Source organism: Carboxylicivirga sp. M1479, assembly GCF_007097485.1.
Taxonomy (GTDB): domain Bacteria; phylum Bacteroidota; class Bacteroidia; order Bacteroidales; family Marinilabiliaceae; genus Carboxylicivirga.
This window is the reverse complement of the sequence record NZ_VKDE01000007.1, coordinates 31500-54329: the sequence shown is the minus strand read 5'-3', so window position 1 is coordinate 54329 and position 22830 is coordinate 31500. Positions and strand designations below refer to the sequence as shown.

The 22830-nt window shown below is 37.9% G+C and carries 15 protein-coding genes; 3 read left to right on the top strand and 12 right to left on the bottom strand.

All coding sequences use genetic code 11. From position 1 onward, the window contains the following. Positions 1-225: 225 nt before the first annotated feature. Both FNN09_RS06500 and FNN09_RS06495 read left to right on the top strand, forming a co-directional pair. On the top strand, positions 226-825 hold the full coding sequence (locus FNN09_RS06500; RefSeq protein ID WP_221932433.1) for a hypothetical protein: 600 nt from the start codon (positions 226-228) through the stop codon (positions 823-825). Positions 826-903: 78 nt separating this feature from the next. Further along, positions 904-2334 carry a sensor histidine kinase gene (locus FNN09_RS06495; protein WP_143300687.1) on the top strand — a complete coding sequence of 477 codons (1431 nt, stop codon included), beginning with the start codon at positions 904-906 and terminating at the stop codon, positions 2332-2334. Between the two features lie 145 nt (positions 2335-2479). Here FNN09_RS06495 and FNN09_RS06490 read toward each other — a convergent pair whose 3' ends face one another. The 7 genes from FNN09_RS06490 to FNN09_RS06460 all read right to left on the bottom strand — a co-directional run bounded on the left by FNN09_RS06490 (position 2480) and on the right by FNN09_RS06460 (position 15545). Then, a complete protein-coding gene (locus FNN09_RS06490; RefSeq protein ID WP_143300686.1) occupies positions 2480-3919 on the bottom strand; it encodes a RagB/SusD family nutrient uptake outer membrane protein in 1440 nt (479 codons plus the stop codon). A gap of 119 nt (positions 3920-4038) precedes the next feature. After that, positions 4039-7137, bottom strand: a complete 3099-nt coding sequence (locus FNN09_RS06485) for a TonB-dependent receptor (RefSeq protein WP_143300685.1) — start codon at positions 7135-7137, stop codon at positions 4039-4041. 262 nt (positions 7138-7399) lie between these two features. Then, entirely contained in the window at positions 7400-7993 is a 594-nt protein-coding gene (locus FNN09_RS06480; RefSeq protein WP_143300684.1) for a lysine exporter LysO family protein, read from the bottom strand. Then, the gene (locus tag FNN09_RS06475; RefSeq protein WP_143300683.1) at positions 7990-8256 is read right to left on the bottom strand and encodes a LysO family transporter; all 267 of its coding nucleotides are present in this window, start codon (positions 8254-8256) and stop codon (positions 7990-7992) included. Before FNN09_RS06475 ends, FNN09_RS06480 begins: the two co-directional genes overlap by 4 nt. A 14-nt stretch (positions 8257-8270) precedes the next feature. After that, positions 8271-11387, bottom strand: a complete 3117-nt coding sequence (locus FNN09_RS06470) for a glycoside hydrolase family 2 TIM barrel-domain containing protein (protein WP_143300682.1) — start codon at positions 11385-11387, stop codon at positions 8271-8273. Positions 11388-11775: 388 nt separating this feature from the next. Then, positions 11776-13782, bottom strand: a complete 2007-nt coding sequence (locus FNN09_RS06465; protein WP_143300681.1) for a trehalase family glycosidase — start codon at positions 13780-13782, stop codon at positions 11776-11778. Between the two features lie 215 nt (positions 13783-13997). Continuing rightward, on the bottom strand, positions 13998-15545 hold the full coding sequence (locus FNN09_RS06460) for a tetratricopeptide repeat protein (protein ID WP_143300680.1): 1548 nt from the start codon (positions 15543-15545) through the stop codon (positions 13998-14000). Positions 15546-15809: 264 nt separating this feature from the next. Here FNN09_RS06460 and FNN09_RS06455 point away from each other — a divergent pair, with 264 nt between their 5' ends. Then, positions 15810-16793, top strand: coding sequence for an NAD(P)-dependent alcohol dehydrogenase (locus tag FNN09_RS06455; RefSeq protein ID WP_143300679.1), 984 nt, complete (start codon positions 15810-15812; stop codon positions 16791-16793). Here FNN09_RS06455 and FNN09_RS06450 read toward each other — a convergent pair. The 5 genes from FNN09_RS06450 to FNN09_RS06430 all read right to left on the bottom strand — a co-directional run bounded on the left by FNN09_RS06450 (position 16786) and on the right by FNN09_RS06430 (position 22830). After that, entirely contained in the window at positions 16786-17373 is a 588-nt protein-coding gene (locus FNN09_RS06450; RefSeq protein WP_143300678.1) for a Crp/Fnr family transcriptional regulator, read from the bottom strand. The two genes, FNN09_RS06455 and FNN09_RS06450, sit on opposite strands and share 8 nt — an antisense overlap. A 297-nt stretch (positions 17374-17670) precedes the next feature. Continuing rightward, a complete protein-coding gene (locus FNN09_RS06445) occupies positions 17671-18351 on the bottom strand; it encodes a hypothetical protein (RefSeq protein ID WP_143300677.1) in 681 nt (226 codons plus the stop codon). Positions 18352-18484: 133 nt separating this feature from the next. Continuing rightward, positions 18485-20362: a helix-turn-helix domain-containing protein gene (locus FNN09_RS06440; RefSeq protein WP_143300676.1), complete on the bottom strand. Its 1878-nt coding sequence runs from the start codon at positions 20360-20362 to the stop codon at positions 18485-18487. 148 nt (positions 20363-20510) lie between these two features. Next, positions 20511-22694 carry a PAS domain-containing sensor histidine kinase gene (locus FNN09_RS06435; protein ID WP_143300675.1) on the bottom strand — a complete coding sequence of 728 codons (2184 nt, stop codon included), beginning with the start codon at positions 22692-22694 and terminating at the stop codon, positions 20511-20513. Continuing rightward, positions 22594-22830, bottom strand: a complete 237-nt coding sequence (locus tag FNN09_RS06430; protein WP_143300674.1) for a hypothetical protein — start codon at positions 22828-22830, stop codon at positions 22594-22596. The genes FNN09_RS06435 and FNN09_RS06430 overlap by 101 nt, the downstream gene beginning before the upstream one ends.

Below are 22830 nucleotides of genomic sequence, written 5' to 3'. Positions count from 1 at the left end.
TCTCCCCGTTAAGCGTAGCGTCTCGCTACGTTTTATCAAACCAGGCCTCTAGCCTAAATATCACTAGCTTTCAATGTTTAGAAAACTTGTTTCGAGTGATAGTTGATGAGTATTAAATTGAAGATTTCGGACTTATTAAAAAATGGAATTATACTGTTGTTGCATGCAAAACGCATTGAATTGAGCAAATGCTATTACTTTTGTTTCGAATATAAATACCATTCCATGTTTGACTTCTACTACTCCAACCACAACCATATTATTTACTTGTTACTTGCTTTAATTATTTTAAGCCTGAGTTTTATAATTCTTAAATATAAAATAAGCCAATACTTAAAGGAGCGAAAAGTAAAAAAACGATTTGAGCGTGGAAATAATTTAGAACTTGCCGCCAAACGTTTTCTAAAAAGTGAGGGTTATACCATTGTTGACTACCAAAGCACATACGAGCATCGCTACCTAGAAGATGGTGAGGTTCAGGTAGCGGATATACAGCCTGATTATATTGTTAAAAAAAATGGTAAGAAATACATTGTTGAGGTAAAAAGTGGCAGCTCGGCCATTAGTGCTCGCAATAGAAATACTCGCCGACAGCTACTAGAATATGATTATGTGGTTGAAAATGATGGTGTATTTTTATTAGACATGGAAAACCGCGAATTAAAATTAATACAGTTTAAATCAAAAGCAGATAAACGATCTAACAAACTACTTAAAGCAGTGATTGTTATTGCCATCATTGGGATAGCTATTCCGTATTGGCAAATAAAGATTGCCATAGGATTGATATTGAGCCTATTGTTTTTTTATAAATATCGCTTTTAAAAAATGCATTATTTGTTCATTCTGTCGTGTTTTAGGATTATTTTCTTAATTTGCTGATAATAAACCTACACCATAAATATGACTTGGATAAGCAAAGCCTGGAAATGCATTTCTTTCTTGGGGCTCGATGACCAAAGTAGCATTCGTAAAAGAACCATCATCTTAAGCAACCAGCTTAATGCCACCTTATTTTTGCTAATGGTAATACTCTCACTTAGCATGTGGTACATCAGGATGCTTAACAATTCCGTCATTACACTTGCCAGCTATCGTCTCATGTGGATGATGGGTATTAATATTCTTCACATATTACTGTCATATTATAAACACCCAAAGTGGGCTAAGGCCATTCTAATCCTATCCGCACCCTTGATATTCATTGTCATACCAACCTTTATGGGTTTTGTTGAAAACGATAGTTTTTTCAGCTATAGCGCCATCATCATTGCCTTGTCGCTTATTCCACAACTACTCATCAAACCATCGGCCAATAAATACTTGTATACATTATCGATGGCTTATTACTTATTTTTACTAATCATTAACGACGATCTGATTCTACATTATGGGCCAAACACTCTAGCTTCAAAAGCGATATACAGTAGCTTTCAGATATATGCCGAGATTACTAACATTGCCATCTTTCTGTTTATCAACAGTTCGGTTTTTTATTTAAAATGGCTGAACAACAATTACGAGAAAAAGCTCATCAAAAATAATCAACGTCTGGATCAGCATTTGGAAGAACTGAAAGCCACAAACGAACACTTGAGGGTTACACAAGAGCAGTTAGTTCATTCTGAGAAAATGGCCACCCTAGGTATTCTGACAGCTGGTGTGGCGCACGAAATAAATACGCCTCTTAATTTTATATCCACTAGTTCATTGTTGATTAAAAATAGAATAGATGATTTACAAGATGGTGTGACACCCCAAGACCTGGAATCAAATCTTATACAAGCCAATGAAATATTAGATAAAGGAGTTGAACAAGCAGCTTTTATTGTTACATCACTCATGACATTTTCCTACGATGGCAAAAGTAAAAAAGCGTTGTACGACGTTCGGTCCATCGTTAAATCAACCCTGTTATTTCTGAAATGCAAAATTCCTGTTGATTTAAACGTGGAGCAACAATATGAACTTAAGGAACCAATATATGTTTTTGCTGAGAAAATACATCAAGTGGTACTTAACATTATTGACAATGCCATTTGTGCCTCATTAGAGGCCAAGGATAAACTGATAAAAGTACATTGTTACCCTTTAACTCAAGCTGGTATAAAGTATGCTTGCATCTCGATTTTTAATAAAGGAGCTGGCATTGAAGATAAAATTGGAAAGCGCATATTAGATCCTTTCTTCACAACCAAAAGCATTAATTCGGGCACTGGTTTAGGCTTATCAACAGCCTTTAATCTGGTAAAAGATCACAAGGGAACTTTAGCCTATAAAAACCATGATGGTGGTGTTGAGTTTATCATTAAACTACCCATTAGTGGAGAATAAGACCGATCTATTCAAAATGCGCCTTTCGTCCGCTTCACTCTTAAATATGTATCGGCATTATATCAGGGCATTTTAATATTTAAATGGTATAAGAAAGGGCGCCTGTAAACAGACACCCTTTGACTTATAAAAACGAAAATCAAAATTAGAACCCAGGAGTAGGCTCAATTTTACTGTTACGCTGTACTTCCTCCAATGGAATTGGGAAATACTTGTGTTTCTCTTCAAAATTCTGAGCATATGGCTGCATAGCTAAAGTCAATTGCTCTTTGGCAATATCCCAACGCACCATGTCGTAAAAACGTGAGTTTTCGCCCACCAACTCAATCATTCGTTGCTTACGTATCTCGTCGCGTAAGCTAGTGCCCGATAGGTTTACATCATCCAGTCCTGCTCTGTCTCGTATCTCATTAACCTTATCCAAAGCATCGCCCGTACTACCTAGTTCATACATGGCTTCGGCCTGCATCAATAGAACATCGGCATAACGCATCAAGATAAGATCAACAACACTACGGTTACTATTTATTGCATTTAATGATTCAACATACTTGATGCTCATTTTATAAGTTGGATCGTCGAAATTGATGACTTCTCCATCAAATGTTTCGCCATCTAACAATACCGATGCTTCCTTTCTGATGTCACCAGCCTCTAGCTGACTCAAATAATAGTCAGAGATACTGGCCATCTCCCATCCACCTTTTAGATCGCCTGGTGCTAAAGCAACACCTAACTGGTGGTATAAGTATAGAATATCCATTTGATCGGCAGTGTAGCCACGCGAAAACAGCACCTCATCATTTACCTCATTGCTACCATCGAACATACTGCGGTATTCTGCTCCACTTACCAAGCTATGCCCAGTAACTTTTGAAAAAGCATCTAAAGCATCCTGATACTGCTCATTAAACAAATGTGATTTTCCTAAAAAGGCATTGGCAGCGTTACTTGTTGCACGCCCCCAGTTATCATCCGACCAACTTGCAGGCAGGTGTGCACTTGCAAATGTTAAATCTTCCTCTATCTGCTCATATACCTCTTCTTTGGTTGATGTTGGCACTTGCAAATCAGCTGGGGATGATGCCACAGCTAAAGGCATAATGATGGAGTGGTAATTCATCTGCAGGTTTAAGAAATAAAAACCACGTAAGAATTTAGCTTCTGCCACCAGTTGGTCGCGCTCTTCCTGTGTAATCATGTCCATATCTGGTACATTAGCAATCACATCGTTGGCCAGCTTAACACCACGGTACCAGTTTTTCCACATGACACTACTTACGTCATTGGCCGTATTGGTAAAACCAACAATTCGTCCTAAATAACCATATTGTGTAGTTCCACTTTCAGGAAACATGTCATCACCTCTAAAGTTTTGTGGTAAATACATGTACTCATGGTATCTCCAACCTGTTGAAGCAACATATGAATAAGCAGTTACAAGGTAACTTTCAGCCGCATCGTAACTTACCCAAATTTGATCAGTCGTTGGTTTATCTGGCGACTCCTGCGTTAAGTAATCATCGCATGAGGCAAACAACAGTGTTGAAATAACTGTCAGAATATATATTGATATATTTTTCATCTGTTTATATTTTTTTCAATTGTCAGATGGAACTCCCAAGTAAATTTAATCATCCTTTTGTGTGCATATTTGGATGTTAAATTTACATGTTCGTTTCATTACAATTTATTTATGAGTTATTAGAATGTTAACTGTAAACCTGCTGTAAACGTTCTATACATTGGATAATTACCATGATCAACACCCTGTGTTAAAGCATTTACTGGTACAATCTCAGGATCGTATCCCGTGTAATTAGTCAAAGTAAATACGTTATCGGCATTCACATACACGCGTAAATTTTCAACCTTTATCTTTTGCAACAAAGTTTTTGGCAGTGTATAACCAATCTGTATATTTTTCATACGGAAATACGAGCCATCTTCTAGGTGTCTGTCAGACATCAGGTAGTTATTATTGTTATCAACAATAACATTACGAGGCACATCGGTATTGGTGTGTTCAGGTGTCCATGCATTCATTAATCGACTAGAAACGTTATAACCTGAGTTAGCAGCTTCCATCTCGTAACGGTTAACATTTAAGATGTCGTTACCAGTAACACCCTGGAAGAACATAGACATATCAAAGGCTTTATAAGTTAAGCCAATATTAATACCATATTCTAAGGTAGGAAGTGGGGAACCTACATTTGTAATATCGTTAGAGTCAATAATGCCATCGCCATTAACATCGGTGTAAATAACATCACCAGGCTGTGCATTAGGCTGTATTTTGTTACCATTAGCATCAACATAATTATCAACCTGCTCCTGCGTTTGAAACAAGCCCTTAGTCTGGTACATATAAAACTGAGATGCTGCTGCTCCTACTGCTGAATAAGTATAAGATCCAGACCAGGCAATGTCATCGCCAGGCAACATTCCTTCGCTATCGCCCAATGAAACAACTTCATTTGTAATGGTTGTTAAGTTACCTTTCAAATCATATTTTAGTTCGCCAATAGCACCACGGTAGCCTAATTCAAATTCAAGTCCCTTGTTGGAAATTGTTCCAAGGTTAACAATTGGAGCAGACACACCACTTGATGGAGGTGTATTCGGTTCTTCTAAGAGTAGTGACTCTGAGTTATTCTGGTAGTAGTTGATGGTACCATACAACTTGTGCTTGAACATACCAAAGTCAATACCAATGTTCGTTGTTTTAGACTCTTCCCAGGCCAGTTGATTGTTTGCCATCTCAAATGATCCATTACCACCTACAGGTCGGTTGTTCCATACATACCAGTATCCTCCATCAACCAAGGCCTGACGTGAGTAGGCTCCCAGTGAAGTTTCGCGACCTAAAATACCATAGGAAGCTCGGAACTTTAACTCAGGAAAAATATGTGTTAAATCCGAGAAGAAAGGTTCGTTATGGATTTTCCATGCTGCCGAAACAGATGGAAAAGTACCCCAACGGTTATCTGGTCCGAACTTAGAAGAACCATCGGTACGCACAGTTGCCTGAACAAGGTATTTATCGTCGTAGCTATAATTTAAACGTCCCATGTAGCTAAAGCGTGTTACCGTGGTAAAGCCACCTGTACCAATAAAATCGCCCGATGCCATACCATCAAATGAAGGCTCTAGTCCACCAAAATCGGGGAACATCGCTCCACCGGTAGCTTCCATGCTCACATTCTGATATTGGTATTTATAACCCACGATACCAGCCATAGCGGTTACACTATGCTTGTCAAAGGTTTTCATATAATTTAATGTGAAGTCATAGTTCAAGTCCATCCAATCAGCTCGGTACTCGCGCAAGTAAGGATCTTCTCGCTGGGTATCTGATGCCAATACGTAGGCTGGAGAATGTCTTCGATCTTTATAAAAAGTTTTAGTAACACCAACATTACCCATGGCAAAGAAATTAGAGGTAAACTGGTAGTTTAAACCTAAGTTAGCCTGTAATTGATCTTTTGTTGTTTGTGAGTCGATTAACTCCGACTGGCCCATTGGGTTAGCACTACTACGAATACCATATTCATTGATATATCCATATCCCGATTCTTTACTATCATCATACACCGACACTAATGGCGATGTTTTCTGCATGTTGGACATGCTCATCGTATTATTATCGGTTACCGTGTGCGTATACATAATATTCGGCATCACTTTTAAGTTGCCCTTTTCAAAAGCCGACTTAAAGCGGAAATTATAGCGTTCAGTACCTGTATTGACCACTACACCCTCTTGGTTAAAGTAGTTGGTTGAGAAATTGTAGTTGGAAGACTCTCCTCCACCACTAATACCCAATGAATAGTTTTGAATAATACCCGTTTGTAAGGTCTCATCCTGCCAATCGGTATCGGCATAATTATTCAAATCAAAACCCGATCCAGGCTGTAGATAAGCAGGTTTATCAGCCTCTGTTAAAGAGCCATCCTTAACCGAGTTGCTATAAGCCTGATCCATGGTTGCATACCATTCCGAGGCATTGGCCATAGGCAAGGTATTGGTAGCGCTTTGCACACCTGTATACATGCTGAAATCGATTTGTGCTGGCTGGTTCTTTTTACCCGATTTAGTAGTTACCAAAATAACACCATTGGCAGCTAACGAACCGTAAATAGCAGCAGCAGCTCCATCTTTTAATATTTCAAACGATGTGATATCATCAGGGTTGATCATTGTTAAGTCGCCACCTGGGATTCCATCAATTACGTATAGCGGCTGTACATCTCCAAACGATGACATACCACGAATTTTCACATAGGGTGCAGCGCCTGGTGCTCCGCCATTCACAACTGTTACACCAGCAGAACGACCTTGCATCATTTGACCAGGTGAAGCAGCAGCAATTTTATTAGCCTCTTCGGCCTTTATTGTTGACACAGCACTTGACAGGTCACTTTTCTTCTGAACACCATAACCAACAACTACCACTTCGTTTAGCTGCTCGTTATTTGGCTGTAAATTAATATTATAAACATTTGTTGCATTATCGATTAACACCTCCTGAGCGATGTAACCAATAAAACGAAATTCCAATACATCACCTTCGCTTACTGCGATCGCAAATTTGCCATCAAAATCGGTAACAGTACCATTACTGGTTCCTTTAATCACTACGTTCACTCCCGGCGTTCCAAACCCGGTTTCGTCAATTACAGCACCTGTTACGGTCCTTGTATCCTGAGCGTATGCCAACGTTGCTATGCACATAATAAGTGTCATTAACAAGGGGCGTTTCAAGCTTCTTCCCGTCATCCTCTTCAAAAACTTTTTCATTCCGAATAATTAAATTGTGTAACAATGGATTTAGCAAAATGTGCCACGCAAAACTCTTCCAACTGTGCAGTATCCTCCCATTAAGGTGATGAAGATGTTTTCAAAATAAAACACCTATTCACCTCTTAATTAGAACGATGACTTGCACTAGCAATTTGGGATAGCTTGCATGCAGCCAATTACTTTTTTCAATTGATAATTTAGATTAGTAGGGCAGACTTGGTAAAATCTCTAATCTAATGAGCTAATAACTATTTAATAATTATAAAATTAGGGGTATTAATAAGGGCACTAAAATGGTTAACACAATACCACTAAACAATGCTATTAAAGCATATTCTTTACCCGAAAACCGAGTAATAACCGGCAGTGTTGTGTCCATTGATGTGGCTCCCGAGCTAGCAATGGGTGCCATTTTACCAAATAGTTTAACCAATATAGGTGCCATTAATAATGAAAATAATTCACGTGAAATATTGGAAAGCAAAGCAATTACTCCCAATATGGAATCGTAGGTACTGGATATAATGATACTGGACAAACTATAATAACCAAACCCAGCACCAACTGCCATTCCTTCGGTAAAAGATTCTGCAATCATCCAGTAAGCTATACCCGATCCTACAATGCTCCCTACCCCAATTGAAATAGGAACCAATACTAAACCCAGGTTGGCTTTTTTAAGAATGTTAATGGATGATTCATCCATACCCAAACTAACACCTACAAGGGTCATTAAAGCATATAAAGCATAGGTACTTAAATCATTTTCCACTAGAAACTGTGGTGTATACCCATAAACGGATAATAAACATCCGCTCACAAAAAACAATAAGGTGATTAGTGTTCCTTTCATGCCTTAAAATATTTACGATAAACAAAATATGAACAAACAATACTCCCGGCAATACCACCAATGGTAAGTACCAAGGCCTTGCCACCAATAACATGTATGTTATCAATCACTTGCTGGTTGGCACCTATTGAAATGCCTAAGAACAACAGCAAAACCCATATCATTACTGTAATACTTTTGTCAACAGCTGCACGCATATTATTTTTCTTCCGTAAAAGAAACCCCAATAATATACCTCCTCCTAAAAACAGTAAAGTTTCCATTTATCGCTTTTAATTTATTGATTATATGTGTATTTAATCTTATTCATTACTTCTCCGGACGAAACAGGACTCAATCGAAAACTGAATGAATAAGTTCCTGCAGGAACCCTGAATTGGGAATGTGCTTGTGCACGCCAGCCCCAGGTTGTGTCGCCTCCAACACCCATTTGTTTGTGATCAAGACAAACGCTTATTTTATCGCCTGGTTTAATATCACTGCCGTGCGCCATTTGCTTTTGTCCCTTGTGCTCAAGCAAGTCAAAATCGAATTGCTGTGCATTAAATGCTAAGGGCTCATCCGCCACAATTAACAGTCCATCACCCGATTGGTTCGTTAAGCTCAACCAACTCACATCTTCCTTTAAACCTGTTTCTTGCGGACGTACATAAGGATAATACTGATCCCAAACCTTGCCGCTATATAGCCCTTGTTTCATTCCTGATTTTCTATCGGCATAGCTCTCCAATGGGCCACGTCCATACCATTGCAAGTTATCAAATTCAGCAGATAATTTAAAAGCCATTCCCACGCGAGGTAATTCTGGTAAATCCTCAGCCAATTCAAAATCAGTTTTCACTTGTATATCAGCATTTTCAAATAACTGATATGTACTAATAACTCGTGATTCTTTTTGACTTAGAGTCTGTGTGACTTTAACAATTACCCGATCGTCTAATTTTTCAACATCAATCTCACTTGCTTTCCACGAAACTGTTTTCCATGATGCACACTTGATGTTCATTCCCCAAGCCAAATCATTCTCGGTTGGCGCTCGCCAAAAATTAGGCTGTAAAGCTGTTTCAATTAATTGTTTTCCGTTTACTTCCCAGGCAAGCAATTCGCCGCTCTCCTGACTAAAAATCACTTTCCCATTTTTATTGGAGATGCTGATTTCCTTGGCTGTTTCCTTAACTTTTAAACTCGTTCTAATTGTTGTTGCAACCTCTTTAGCAAATGCCTTTATCACATATTGATCCCACGCTATTTCATGACCTGCATTCACAAGTGCCGAAGCCTTTTTCTGCTTAATCGTAAAGGTAACAATGTACTCTCCCCCTGTTTGTGCTGCTAGCTTGGGATAATTCACTTTAAAAGGAATTGTATCGTGAGCATTAACTGCAGGCATTTCCAATGTTTCGGTATAAACCTCATCGCCATAATAGGAAATGCTATAGCTCAATTCATAATTCTCAGTTCCAATAAAATTGAATCGGTTCCACAAACTAAATTTACCTTTAGCGGCATCCTTTTCCAATATCTTGAAAGGTTGATAAACTTTCTTCACCTCGTAAATATGCGGATTAGGCTGACGATCACTCGTTACCAGACCATTGGCACAAAATGAAGAATCGTTGCTGATACCAACATAACCCATATCGCCTCCATAAGCATAATAGGCCTGGCCATCGTGGTCTTCCTGTATGAATGTTTGATCGGCCCAATCCCAGATAAATCCACCTTGCAGACTTGGCTCGCTATAAATTAAATCCCAATACCCTTGCAGGTTACCAACCGAATTACCCATGGCATGCGCATATTCGCACAGGATATATGGTTTAGTGTAATCGCCTTCAATGTATTCGCGCATCCAATCGATGGTAGCATACATGGGTGCTGTAATATCGGTATGATCGCGCGATCGAGCTTGCTCATACTGCACTGGACGAGAAGTATCCCTTGACTTGATCCAGGCATAGGTTTCCTGAAAATTAATACCGTCGCCTGCCTCGTTACCTAAAGACCAAACAATGATACTCGCATGGTTTTTTGTTCTTTCAAGCATTCGCTGCGTACGGTTGATGTGTGTGGCCATCCAAGCAGTGTCCTTGGCCAATGACTCATCGCCATAACCCATACCGTGTGATTCAATATTAGCTTCATCCACCACATACATCCCATACTCATCGCATAACTCGTACCAACGCGCCATGTTTGGATAGTGCGATGCACGAACAGCATTGATGTTATGCTCTTGCATCAATCGGATGTCCTCAATCATTTCCTCTTCAGTTAGAATGTTACCATTGATGGTTGAATGTTCATGACGGTTAACTCCACGCAAGGTTACAGGTACACCATTTACCAACAACTGACGATTCTTGATTTCTGAAGTACGGAACCCAATACTACGAACCGTTGATTCCAACACATTCTTTTTTGCATCGAAAAGGGTAATGCGTAAGTCGTACAAATGAGGCGTTTCAGCTGTCCATTTATCAACCTTACTAATGGCATTATTCAAAGCAATATTGAGGTCTTTTTGCGATCCCTTAATCGTTTTCGTAGCACTTGCTATGGATTGTTTATGAGAAAGCAATTCTATTTCAACAGATAACTTCTCCTTAGTTGCACGTTGTAGTTCAACATCCACGTTTAAAGTTCCATCAGTATAATTATTTATTAATGAGGCATGAACAAAAAAGTCACGAATGTGATTTGGTGTGCGTGCCACCAGGTACACATCACGCTCTATACCACTCATCTTCCACATGTCCTGATCTTCGAGATAGGAACCGCTACAGAAACGATATAACTCCACTGCCAAATCATTTTCACCAGCTTGTAAGTAGTTGGTAATATCAAATTCCATAGGCGTTTTTGAGCCTTCACCATAACCTACTTTTTTACCATTAACCCATAAATACATGGCTGAATTAACGGCGCCAAAATGGATGATTACTTGTTGGCCATTCCAATCGGCAGGCACAGTGAATTTTCTCTTGTAAGACCCAACAGGATTGTGATCAACAGGTACAAATGGTGGATTTGGATCAAAGGGATACGGTACATCGGTATAGATAGGTGCCGAATATCCTTGTAGCTCAATATTAGCTGGCACTTTTATCTCATCCCAGTTGCTGACATTATAATCTGTTTGAAAGAAGTTCTTAGGTCGTTTGGTAGGAGCCACTGACCAGTTGAATTTCCATATCCCATTTAATGCTTGGTAACGATCTGACTGCTCCCATGTTTTATCCAAAGCAGCCTCTTTATTGCCATACACGTTAAAAATAGCGTGTGGAGCCAACATATTAATATCAAAAACATTTGGGTCTTCCCAATCTTCCATCTTCTGTCCCCAGCTAAGCTGCAAAACACCAAGCAAAACTATAATTGATAAATATTTCATCTGTTTAATTTGTTTTCATTTGTCAGATGGAACTCGCCTGAATTAATCATGCTCCTGTGTGAGAAGCAATTCTCATGGCTCGTTTCATGTGTTTATATTTTGTTTTTTGTTGCCACTACTTGTCCCGATTTATCGGGATGGAACTCGCAAGTAAATTTTATCATCCCCGTTGTGAAAATTTGGATAGTCAAATTTACATGGTCGTTTCATCATCTTATTTTTTTGAACATCCCCAATCATGCATAAAACATTAACAAAACACTTAAACCCTGACTTGCAGATCCTTTTAGTAAAACTCAAAAACTCTGCGACTTTGTGCCTCTGTGTTTACTTTAGTTATGCCTAAAACGGACATTCATTTTTCTTTCTAAACGGCTTATCGCCAGAATTAAAACATCATTAATATGTGTGCTGCGCTCCAGCTAAAATGCTTGGCATTCAAACCCTCTTTGGTCATTGGATGATAGTTTTCGCGGATTGGCTCTTGTGTATAAGCCAGACCTTCGGCACTTTCGACCAACTTTTGAGCCATGCGTTTTGCCTCAGTATCAAAGCCGTAGTTTTGCATACCTTTGACTGCGAAATATGCCTGATCGAGCCATACTGGTCCGCGCCAATAGCCTTTTTGAGGATTAAACTTTTCGTGGGCAGCGCTTAGAGTTGGAAATGGCATTGGCGTATCAAACTTGTTTTGATCGCTAATTACTTTCACAATCTCAATAGCTTGCTCTGCAGATGCTACTTCGTTATATAATGGCGCCCATCCTTCAGGCCCTTGAATACGCAATTTCTTATACGTTGTCATTTCAACATCATAATAGAAGCCATCTTCAGAACAATACATTACATCCTGAATTTGCTTTTTAAGTCGCTGTTCTTCTTCTCCAATCTTATCACTCATATCAGCATCTCCTAATACGTTCGCAATCTTTTGGATGTAAAGCTTCTCACTATATAAATAGGCATTCAAGTCTACCGACTCCTGATCTAAAGAGTAGGCCCCTTTATTGTTCTCAATAATTTTGGCATGATCAAAACGAACAGCATTATCCATACCACTCTCCCAAGCTGCTGCAATGCGCGTTCCATCAGTTGATCCATATTCGCATAAACCATTCTGATCATGGTCGCGATTCAGATACCACCAATCATGGTATTTGGTCAATTTAGGATACATCTCTTTTAAGAATTCCAGGTCTTGCGTTTGTTGATAAACTTCGTAAATACACCAGCCTGACAATGGTGCTTTTGTATTTCGCCAGTTTACACCTTCAATGCTCAAATCCCTAAAAAAACAATCGGCAATCATGCCCTCTTCATTTTGGTAGTCGTACATGGCACGAATTTGATCCTTGGCCAAGTCTCCTTCAAATGGAGCAATGGCTACTGCATGCTTCCACGAATCCCAAGCCCACAAACCTTGAAAATAAGTAGCTGAATAAGATGGCACAATACCTTGATGAAAAATATCTCCTGCTGCACTTCGCCAGTTATGAATTAAAGTGATCAATGATTTAACGGCCAACTTATCGTACTTTTTAACATCGAGCAATGCTTTCGAACTCCCCTTCGAAAGCTTAGCAATGTATCCATTCCAACGCGCTTCGTTATCAGCAAAAGCCTTAACGCTATTGCTTAATTGCTCTCTATTTATGGCTGTAAATTGTTCAGATTCATCCTTATTAAAAGTATAGGCAAAAGTAGCTGACAAGCTTGTTTTAGCCTCCTCTTTCAATAACATTGGTTCTTCTGCATAAGTATAAGTGCTGTCCTTAACGGTAATATCATCTCCACTAAAAAGCAACTGAGCCTCTTCTGCATCGGTAATGTTTAGAATTATACCCTTATCAATTTTGGCAATTGTTTGCTTATCATTCTCAAAGACCTTGCCTGCCCACGCAAATTGTAATTGTCGCTCAGCACCAAGGTTAGTTATATCGGCCGTAATCATGGTAGAACGCTCATTGATACTAAACAAGTTAAGTTGAACTTTTAAATCATTTAACTCAAATGTCTGAGTTAAAAGGCCAGGGTAAAAAATATTTGACACATTTTTAGCTAGCGACAAATCCAACCAACTATTACTCTTCACATCTTTAATTTGCAAACCAATAATAGACGGACTTAACCAGTAACTTTTTTGCTGACGCATCAAGTAAGGTCCAACAAATCCACCAATTGTTTGATTGTCATTATTTCTGCCTAAACTAAAAGAATGCCAGGTACCTAAATCAGAAAATGAAGCAGGTCCCTCTTGTTGAGGTAAAGAAATAGAGCCTTTCATATCCAATATATCAGGATAACTATACCTATTAATTGGGTTGGACTCTTGTTTTGTCTGACACGCTACTATAAGTAACACTAGAAATGAGCTGATAATAATTTTTCTAAACATCTTGGATCAACTAACTGATTAAACAATTTGATGATACGAATTAGCATAGTAATCGTCAAAAGAAAAAATTATTTACCCATACGGCATCTATACATTTGAAGAGTGGCGAAAAATAAGTTTACAAAATATTGAAATACTGATATTTAGAAAGTAGAAATAAAAACACATGTAGAAGTGGATATTTACTATTTGTAGAGGTTAACCTCTACGTATAATTACAGTTTCATGATGAATTCTTTCAATTGGATGCCCTTATCGAGGTGCAATTTCTTTCGCAAACGGTAACGACTCATTTCAATTGATTTCACTTCCACGTGGTATTTATCTGCCAGCTCTTTTGAGGTAAGGTTATTTCTGATATCAATAATCAATTGCAGTTCTTTATCGGTTAAGCTAGCATATTTGCTTTTAAGTCTAAACCTAAAATCCTCAACAAATTCGTCTGATAGTTGATTGGTGCTATCCTGGCTAAGCGCCTGTTCAAAAACGCGCCACGCTTCCTTAACCTCTGCCGAATTTGATTTATTAACACTTTCAGCGACCGTCTTAACCAATTCATTACGCTTAGATATTGTCAATGCCAAAGTTTCTATGGCCTCATTTTTAAAAGCGAGTTTATTACTAAGCTCAGCTTCCTGCTCTTCTTTCTTTTGCAGTTCCTGTCGCAACAACTGCTGTCTCAGTCTTGCCTTTTCGACTTTTGATTTAAAAACAATGTAAGAAATTAGAAGAACCACTGTTGAAAAAACAATTAGAATACCGATAATAAGTAAACGACTATTTTCCAACTTCTCGGCCTGCTGTATCAATAATTCATCTTGTTTAATCTTTTCTTCTTGAGTACCCAACAGGTAGTTCATCACATCCTGAATACCTTTATTATTAACCTTGTTATACAACTGCAGGTATTTATTCTGGTAGCGAAAAGCCAAACGAAAATTACCAATGGTTTTTTCGTATTCCGAACGTATTTCGTAATACTCCATCAAGCTAAAACTATAAGTTGTTAGGTAACTTAGCTCTTCAGCCTCCAATAGATAATAATGGCACTTTTCGTATTGAGAGGTACGTAAATACACCTTTGCCAACAAGGAATATGTTTCTAAGAGGCCGGCTGTATGTCCCCTATTGTTATCAATGGATTGCAAAAGAAAGCTTTCGGCCTTTGTCCAATCTTCATAACGAGTATACACAATACCCATATTGTTTTGCACGGTTGATTTCAGAGATTTATGTGGCTTATCGCTTGTATCCAACAAAAAAAGAGCTTTTTGAAAGTAGCCCAAGGCCTTTTGGTTTTGCTTGGCACTTAAAGCATCAAGCCCCAAAGCATTGGTGTAAACTATTTCACTTGGTAAATCATTTCGTAACTGCGCAATTTCCAATGCCTTACCATGGTAAGGTGCTGCTTGCTGATAATTACCAATATCATAATACAACCAACCAATGGTTTCCAATATTCGTTGATGCATAAACGCCGTATCCTTTGCTGCATAGAGCTCGGTTCCCTTAAGTGCATAAAAAAGTGAGGTGTGATATTGATGTTTATATAAGTAGGCCTGAGCCAAGTTCCAATAACTGGTCCCTTTCTCCACTATCTGATCATTGGCAATTAAGGTCAATACCTTTTGCGATATATAAATACAACTATCTGGGTTTGATTCTTGAATTTGAGCTGCTCTTTTTAGAAGTTTTGACACAGAACTTGCCGTGAGTGCTTGTGAGCAAAGAGCAATTGATACTATCAAAAATATTAGCCTCATAAGTAAAGTTCTATAAATCGTCGACTAAAATATATTAAAAAAAGCTTCACAGACATTGGGTAATCAACTTTGTGATGCATTCAGCAATGCATTCAATCTCAAAGATAATTTTATTCTTAAACAATACATCTGAAAAAGCGCAAGCCAGGCCCTTTGAAAGAGCTATACTAATAATTACCACCACATTTCTTAACTTAAGTCAATGATTATAACTACACTCCTGCCTTATCTTTACACACATGTTAAAGTTTTAAAAATATAATTATGAAAGCGGTAATATGTACACAATATGGAGGTCCGGAGGTACTATCAATACAAGAAGTAACGAAGCCCAAAATTGAAAACAACAAAATACTCGTTAAAGTAATTGCATCGAGCATAACAAGGGCTGAAAGCATGATGAGACAGGGTACACCCAAGTTTGCTCGTCTTTTTTTAGGTTTCAAAAAACCTAAAGCCAAAATAACAGGCACCGGCTTTGCAGGTATTGTAGAAGAGGTAGGCGACGAGGTTAACAAATTTTCGATTGGTGATAATGTATTTGGAGAAACAACCTTAGGCTTTGGCACCAATGCTGAATATATATCAATTGCAGAAAATGGATTAATTAAGCATAAACCCCACTTAATGGAGTTCACGGAGGCTGCAACATTATGTGACGGAGCCGTGACAGCAATAAATTTCCTGCATAATCTGGTTGACACAAGCCAAGTTGGAAACATACTAATAAATGGTGCTTCGGGTAGCATTGGCACTGCCGCCATACAAATTGCACAACTTATGAATTGGACAATTACCGCAGTGTGTAGTGGAACCAATGCTCAACTAGTTAAATCATTAGGGGCAGATAGAGTGATTGATTATACAAAGGAAGATTTTACTGCGGGTATGGAAAGCTATGACCTTGTTTTTGACACCATTGGTAAGAGTTCATTTTCTAAATGCAGAGCCATATTAAAACCGCAAGGAACTTACTTATCTCCAGTTCTATCCCTTTCTCTTCTTGCACATTCGGCAATAACATCATTTACAGGAAGGAAGAAAGCTAAGTTTTGTGCCACAGGACTACAGCCAGTCAATGTTTTAACACCTCTTTTAGAGAAGCTTATTAAATGGTCTGAAACAGGAAAATACCATACTGTTATTGAAAAAATATATCCAATGGATAAGGCTAAAGAAGCCCATCAACACGTGGATACAGGTCATAAAAAAGGAAATATTGTTCTTTTACATAATTCGTTTAGTTAGCCAATTTCTTGCTAAATATCCGTTTCCTTATCCTGCTCAACGATTCAGGGGCAATGCCCAGCAAGCTGGCAATCTGATGTTGAGGAACACGATTTAATAAGTCTGGCTTTGTTTCTAGCAGTTTTAGATAACGTTGCTCGGGCGACGAACTTACAAAAGCTGCAAACTCATCTTGGGCTTGTCCTGTTAAACGTTCTACTTCTTTTCTTATGATGGACTCGAGCTTGGGAATTTGTTGGCACATTTCTTCTTCCAAACTTTGATTACCAACAACCAAAACACATTTCTCAGCACATACAAGGAAATGCTTAGATGGCGTTTCATTAGTATAACTACTAAAGGCATTAACTGGCATTCCTTCGGTATAAAAAGCCGTAGTTTTTTCTTCTCCATCAACTATGTAATACTCACGAACAAGTCCTTTTAGAACAGAGTAACATTCTTTTGAAACCTGTCCCTCCTTCAGAAGAACGGCTCCTTTACTGAAGCTTTGAATATTTGATTGTTCAATAATCAGCTCAATTTCTGCTTGAGTTAACATTGAAAAATTTGTGAGCATTTGTCGTAGTAAGTCTTCCATACTATAATTGTATTAGCAATACAAGTGTTAATTATAAACGCTTCTGAATTGCATATAGTTGTACAATCACTAAACAATGTGCTAAAAACAGTATTCATTATATAAAAAATTTAAATCAAACATACGACATGCGATTGCTTAAACAGCTTACCCAACTTATTTCAATAAGCAATTAATTAAAGTTCGGCGCAAAAGCTTAATCAATTTTCATTAAAACCAGAGGGCATAAACGAACAGCCCCCTGGAAAAGTGATTACAAATCTGATCCTAAAATTGAAAAATACGTTTTACGCACATTTATGGCTTTCCCATACCTGCTCCATTGGGGCTGCGATAATCTGCTGGCATAGCCATCGGCACAAAAGGGTTATCTCCATTATTTATCACTTTTGTGATCATCAACTCAGGCCAATAATAGGATTGTTTCCCAACTTCATCACCGTTTTCATTATACCAAAGCCCATTATTAAGTACATAACTACTCTTTAGTGCAACCAAAGTTCTTATCTGCGTCCATTGTTGATCATCTGTATTCATCTTATAATGAAATACAATCCATGCATTCGAATCAATCCAGGTAGATGGATATATCCCCTCTCTGGACAATAACTCTGAATTCCACTTCATTTTTAGCTTACAATCGAGCAATCCAGACGGCATCATGTATTGAAAATACGGATAATTAACCAATACCTCTTCCCAAAAACTTATACCTTCTCCATGGTATACCATCTCTTTAAAATGTTCTTGATCTTTAAAAACTGGATCGCCGAACATGGCATTGATTAAATAGCCTTCAAATATTTGAGCTGTAAAGTTAAAGCCCCAATCATCAAAACCTGTCAATTTGGTCTTGTCGGCATTAGATGACTTCAACTCAGTTTCGACAGGCACAGAATCCATAAAACGATCTTTTTGGCAAGATGAAAATAGCAGCAAAAGAACGAACACAACAAATAAATAATTAACTTTTTTCATGACTCTTTGATTTTTAAATTCAAATCAAAGTTCATACATCCTGTGTTGCAAGGGCTTTTAATAAAGTTGCATCCTATTTAAATAATGGTTCATCTATTACAAAAACAGTGCAACGCATTATACTTTTGAATAGTTAAAGATTACGAGACTTGTACTTAGCTATATCCACACCAATTTGTTCTGTAATAGCAATAAAACGTGGGTTATCATATAGGCTACTAAAATTAGGAAGTATAACTGTAAAGGGTAGATCTAAATCTTTGTACTTATAGGCAAATTCAATATATTCCAATGCGCCTTCCTGATCATTTATAAACAAGTGTACCATTGCTATGATTACAGGATTAGAACAGAAGAGTTTTTCACCACTTGTTGTTTTACCCAACCAGTATGCAATACAATTATCAAACGACTCACTCTCGTAATAGGACACCAATTCATCATTCCCAATAAATCGATGCAACTCAGTCCACGACTCAATAGCTTTATCCTTCTCTCCCAACATATAATAAGCATAACCAATACCATCCCACGCAAAGCCATAACTAGGAAACATCTCTAACACATAGGTATAATGCTTTAAAGACTCATTAAATTGACCTGCCAAAGTATAACATTTTGCTACATTACTACATGTTCGAGGATTCAGAGGATCTAATTGTTCGGCCTTAAGAGCCATTTTTATTGATTGCTCCAATTCTCCTTGTACAGCATAATAATAGCTAAGTGCAATGTAACCCGCTGCATTATTCGAATTCAATTCCAAGCCTTTTTCTACCATCGACTTCATTCCCTCCCAATTGTAATCAAACTTACCAAGTATATTGCCTTTTGTTATGTAGGCTTCGGCGAGTGAGCCATCTAATTCAATAGCTCTTTCCAAAGCCCTGTCAATTGCTTGTCGTCCCTCTTGCCTATTACGAAGCTTCTCTTCATTATTTCTTATAAACTTGTTTAGGCTAATGTAACATTCAGCTAATAAACTATAAGCAGGGGCATAATTCGGATCCACTTTTATAGTTTGATTCAAAAGCGTAACTGCTGTTTGAAGAGATTGTGGACTTTGTTGCTGCCATAGGTGCTTAGCCTTTAAATAACTGTCGAAAACTTCTGGCTTAACGTCAGAAGCTGTTATCACTTGAATTTCTGGAATAATAATCATTTGAATTTCGTCAGCAACAGACTTTGAGATGCTATTGCTCAGGTGCATAATGTTTAAAGTTCCTTGTTCATAAATGCTAGCCCACATGTGTTTTTCTTGTGGTAATGGCTGTATCAACTGCACATTAACCCTTAAGCTATCATTATTATAAACGATAGAACCTTCAAGAATAAGGTTCACGCCTAGCTTTTTAGCAATATTAGGGTATAACTTAATTGAATCTTGAGCATATTCAGCTGATCCCCGAGACACCACTCGTAAATTATTAATCTTAGATAATTCGAGAATTATTGCATCCGTAATACCTGCTGCGATATAATGGCGATCCTGTTCTTGTGATAAATCTAAAAAAGGAAGCACAGCTATGGCCATTTCTTCGGAGGTATTGGCAAACCCAACACTATTTCTATGCTTAGAAATGATAATCAAAATAGAAACCAATAATATGATTCCAAGCATAGGATATATATACTTTTTGCTCCAACCTTTTTTGGAACTATCTTCAGAATCTTCGATTGTTTCTATTGCTATTTTGAGATACTCACTAGGCGCACACCCGTATTTATCGTGAAAGCATTTATTAAAATACGAAGGACTACTGAATCCTACTTTATAAGCTACTTCGGAAAAAGTGTATTGTTCTTGTTTAATTAGTGCTAATGCTTCTTCCAATCGAATATCACGAATTATTACATTAGCAGAATGATGTGTAATTCGCTTTAAGTTTCTGAACAACTGTGAGCGACTTATGCCCATCGTTTGTGCCAACTCATTGACGCCAAAATCCTCATCGCCCAAGTTACTAAGCACAACCTCTCTAACTTTACTTAGGTAATCTTTATCCGACATGTTTTCCCTTCATTCATTTTGCCTATCAAACAAATTACGATTTTTTTAAGCAAAACGTAAGGCCAAACTTGGATTTCAGAATAAACTCCTTAACAATAACCGTCTAGTAGATTGTTTTGAATTGAAAAAAGAGATACAAATTTACCAACTAAGTTTTCGACAAAGGCAAAACAACCTTAAAAGTTGTTCCAATACCCGGTTCACTACTAACGCTGATCTCCCCCTTATTAAGGTGCACAAACTCATGACAAAGAATTAAGCCTAATCCAGTCCCTTGTTCATTATCTGTTCCTGCTGTGGTATAGCAACTCTCAGCTTTAAACAAGTTTTCCAGTCGTTGTTGATTCATGCCTACTCCTGTATCACTTACTACTAGTTGAGTTTTTCCTTTTTCGATAGAAAGGTCAATACTAATAACTCCATTTTGCTTGGTATACTTTATAGCATTACTCACCAGATTCCGAAGCACAGAACTAATCATATCCTCATCAATATAAGCCTCAATATCATTCTGAGAACATTCTTTTAGTTGTATTTTCTTTTGAACGGCCTTAACATTATAAAGCTGAATTACCTCATCAACAACCCCTTGAAGCTTTACCTGCTTTGGATTAATTTTCATCCGACTGATCTGCACTCTTGACCAATTCAGTAAGTTCTCAAGCAATTCAAAACTATTGGATGCCGAATCGTACATCAGATCAGCCATTGCTTCGGCACCGTCTAAATCATTATTTTTCAAATTCTCTTTTAACAAGCTGCCGATACCTAAAAGCGCATTGAAAGGAGATTTTAAATCATGAGCGATAATTGAGAAGAATTTGTTTTTAGTCGCATTAAGCTCTCTTAATTCACCATTCTGAATTTCCAACTGCTCCTTAGCATGCTGCAGGTCCAGCTCTGCTTGCTTTTGTTTGGTAATATCATGACTTAGAATTATTATATCTTTAACTTCTCCCTCACTATTAAATGAGGGTGTGAAATTGACATTAATCCAACGTTTGCCACTGGCTAAACCAAATGTATTAATATAAGATGCGGCCTTACCAGCTCTTACTTTATTAATGTATTTCATGGCAAAATTGGCATTTTCTATCCCCATCACATCGGCATAATAAGCTCCGATTATGTCACTCCTTTTCTTTTGAAAAGCCTCAACAAAACGCTGATTAACGAATTTATATTTTATTGTTTCTGCATCAGCAACACCCACATAGGCCGACATACTATCTGCCATGTTTTGCAACAATTCTTTACTATCTTTTACCTCTTGCTCCAATAAAAGCTGCTCTGTTACATCCCTCACAATGGCATAAAGCACCTTTTCGCCTTTCCATACAAATGGCCCTGCTGAGATACGCACATTCATAACTGTACCGTCCTTTTTCCGATGCTTACGAGAAGGAATGATGATACTTCCAGATTTAACTGTCTCTTTAATGGCACTTTCGCTCAAATCTTTTTGGGCACTAATATCTTTTACACTCTTTTGAAGCAACTCTTCCTTACTGTATCCGTACAATTGTGTAAAAGCTTCATTAACATCTAAAAATCGAAATGTTTGAGCAGATATAATGCAAATTGGCTCGATTGATTTATCAAAAAACAAACGATACCGCTCTTCATTCTCCTTTAAGGCTGACTCAACCTTGAGCTTATCGCTTACATCTGTTAAAAATCCAACAGCAGCCGGCTGCCCATCGTATTCAAAGCGAGCTGCTTTTACCTCAACATGAACATACTCACCTTTATTTGTCACTACGCGAGTTTGATACAATGGAATTGTATTTCCTTTCAGTCGTTGATGATGATTATCAATCACTTCCGTTTTATCATCGGGATGCAAAAAAGATACAAATTCAGCACCCGACAATTCCTCAAAGGAAAATCCCAACATTTTTGTTGTTGCTGGATTTGAAAAAATAATACGTCCATGTTGAATCAAAAGAATACTCTCACCAGCATTTTCAATGATCATACGGTATTTATCCTTATCCTCGCCTAAAATTGTTTGTAAGACATCATCCTCAAAAACTGGCTGTTTGCTTTTTTCAGGCTTCGCATCAGCTATCTTTTGGGTCGCAATCTCACCATCAATGGTTCTTTTTTGCTTAATCGCATCACTCTTTTCATAAGCCAAACGCAAGCGTAATTTTAGCTCTGATGAATTAAGTGGTTTACAAATAAAATCAACATCTCGATTAAGAATGTATGTTTGAAGTTTTGAAGTATCAGAAATACTGTTGGCGCAGATGAGAATTTGAGTATGAGCGAAATCGGTTTGTGCTTTTAGTTGTTGAACGAAATCTTCCTCTTCGAGCCATTTCACCATCAGCAATAATCACATCGGGCATCTCTTCCAATAAATCATCTACAGATTGAACATTCTTAAAACTAATATCCATCTGCATAAGCGCCTGATCGATGTGATCATCGCTATTCAATACCAGAAGGTTATGCCTTTTCAT

What these genes read in the sequence shown, in the direction of transcription:
- FNN09_RS06500 (WP_221932433.1), top strand. Translation starts at nt 226, where the DNA reads ATGTTTGACTTCTACTACTCCAACCACAACCATATTATTTACTTGTTA.
- FNN09_RS06495 (WP_143300687.1), top strand. Translation starts at nt 904, where the DNA reads ATGACTTGGATAAGCAAAGCCTGGAAATGCATTTCTTTCTTGGGGCTC.
- FNN09_RS06490 (WP_143300686.1), bottom strand. Translation starts at nt 3,919, where the DNA reads ATGAAAAATATATCAATATATATTCTGACAGTTATTTCAACACTGTTG.
- FNN09_RS06485 (WP_143300685.1), bottom strand. Translation starts at nt 7,137, where the DNA reads ATGAAAAAGTTTTTGAAGAGGATGACGGGAAGAAGCTTGAAACGCCCC.
- FNN09_RS06480 (WP_143300684.1), bottom strand. Translation starts at nt 7,993, where the DNA reads ATGAAAGGAACACTAATCACCTTATTGTTTTTTGTGAGCGGATGTTTA.
- FNN09_RS06475 (WP_143300683.1), bottom strand. Translation starts at nt 8,256, where the DNA reads ATGGAAACTTTACTGTTTTTAGGAGGAGGTATATTATTGGGGTTTCTT.
- FNN09_RS06470 (WP_143300682.1), bottom strand. Translation starts at nt 11,387, where the DNA reads ATGAAATATTTATCAATTATAGTTTTGCTTGGTGTTTTGCAGCTTAGC.
- FNN09_RS06465 (WP_143300681.1), bottom strand. Translation starts at nt 13,782, where the DNA reads ATGTTTAGAAAAATTATTATCAGCTCATTTCTAGTGTTACTTATAGTA.
- FNN09_RS06460 (WP_143300680.1), bottom strand. Translation starts at nt 15,545, where the DNA reads ATGAGGCTAATATTTTTGATAGTATCAATTGCTCTTTGCTCACAAGCA.
- FNN09_RS06455 (WP_143300679.1), top strand. Translation starts at nt 15,810, where the DNA reads ATGAAAGCGGTAATATGTACACAATATGGAGGTCCGGAGGTACTATCA.
- FNN09_RS06450 (WP_143300678.1), bottom strand. Translation starts at nt 17,373, where the DNA reads ATGGAAGACTTACTACGACAAATGCTCACAAATTTTTCAATGTTAACT.
- FNN09_RS06445 (WP_143300677.1), bottom strand. Translation starts at nt 18,351, where the DNA reads ATGAAAAAAGTTAATTATTTATTTGTTGTGTTCGTTCTTTTGCTGCTA.
- FNN09_RS06440 (WP_143300676.1), bottom strand. Translation starts at nt 20,362, where the DNA reads ATGTCGGATAAAGATTACCTAAGTAAAGTTAGAGAGGTTGTGCTTAGT.
- FNN09_RS06435 (WP_143300675.1), bottom strand. Translation starts at nt 22,694, where the DNA reads ATGGTGAAATGGCTCGAAGAGGAAGATTTCGTTCAACAACTAAAAGCA.
- FNN09_RS06430 (WP_143300674.1), bottom strand. Translation starts at nt 22,830, where the DNA reads ATGAAAAGGCATAACCTTCTGGTATTGAATAGCGATGATCACATCGAT.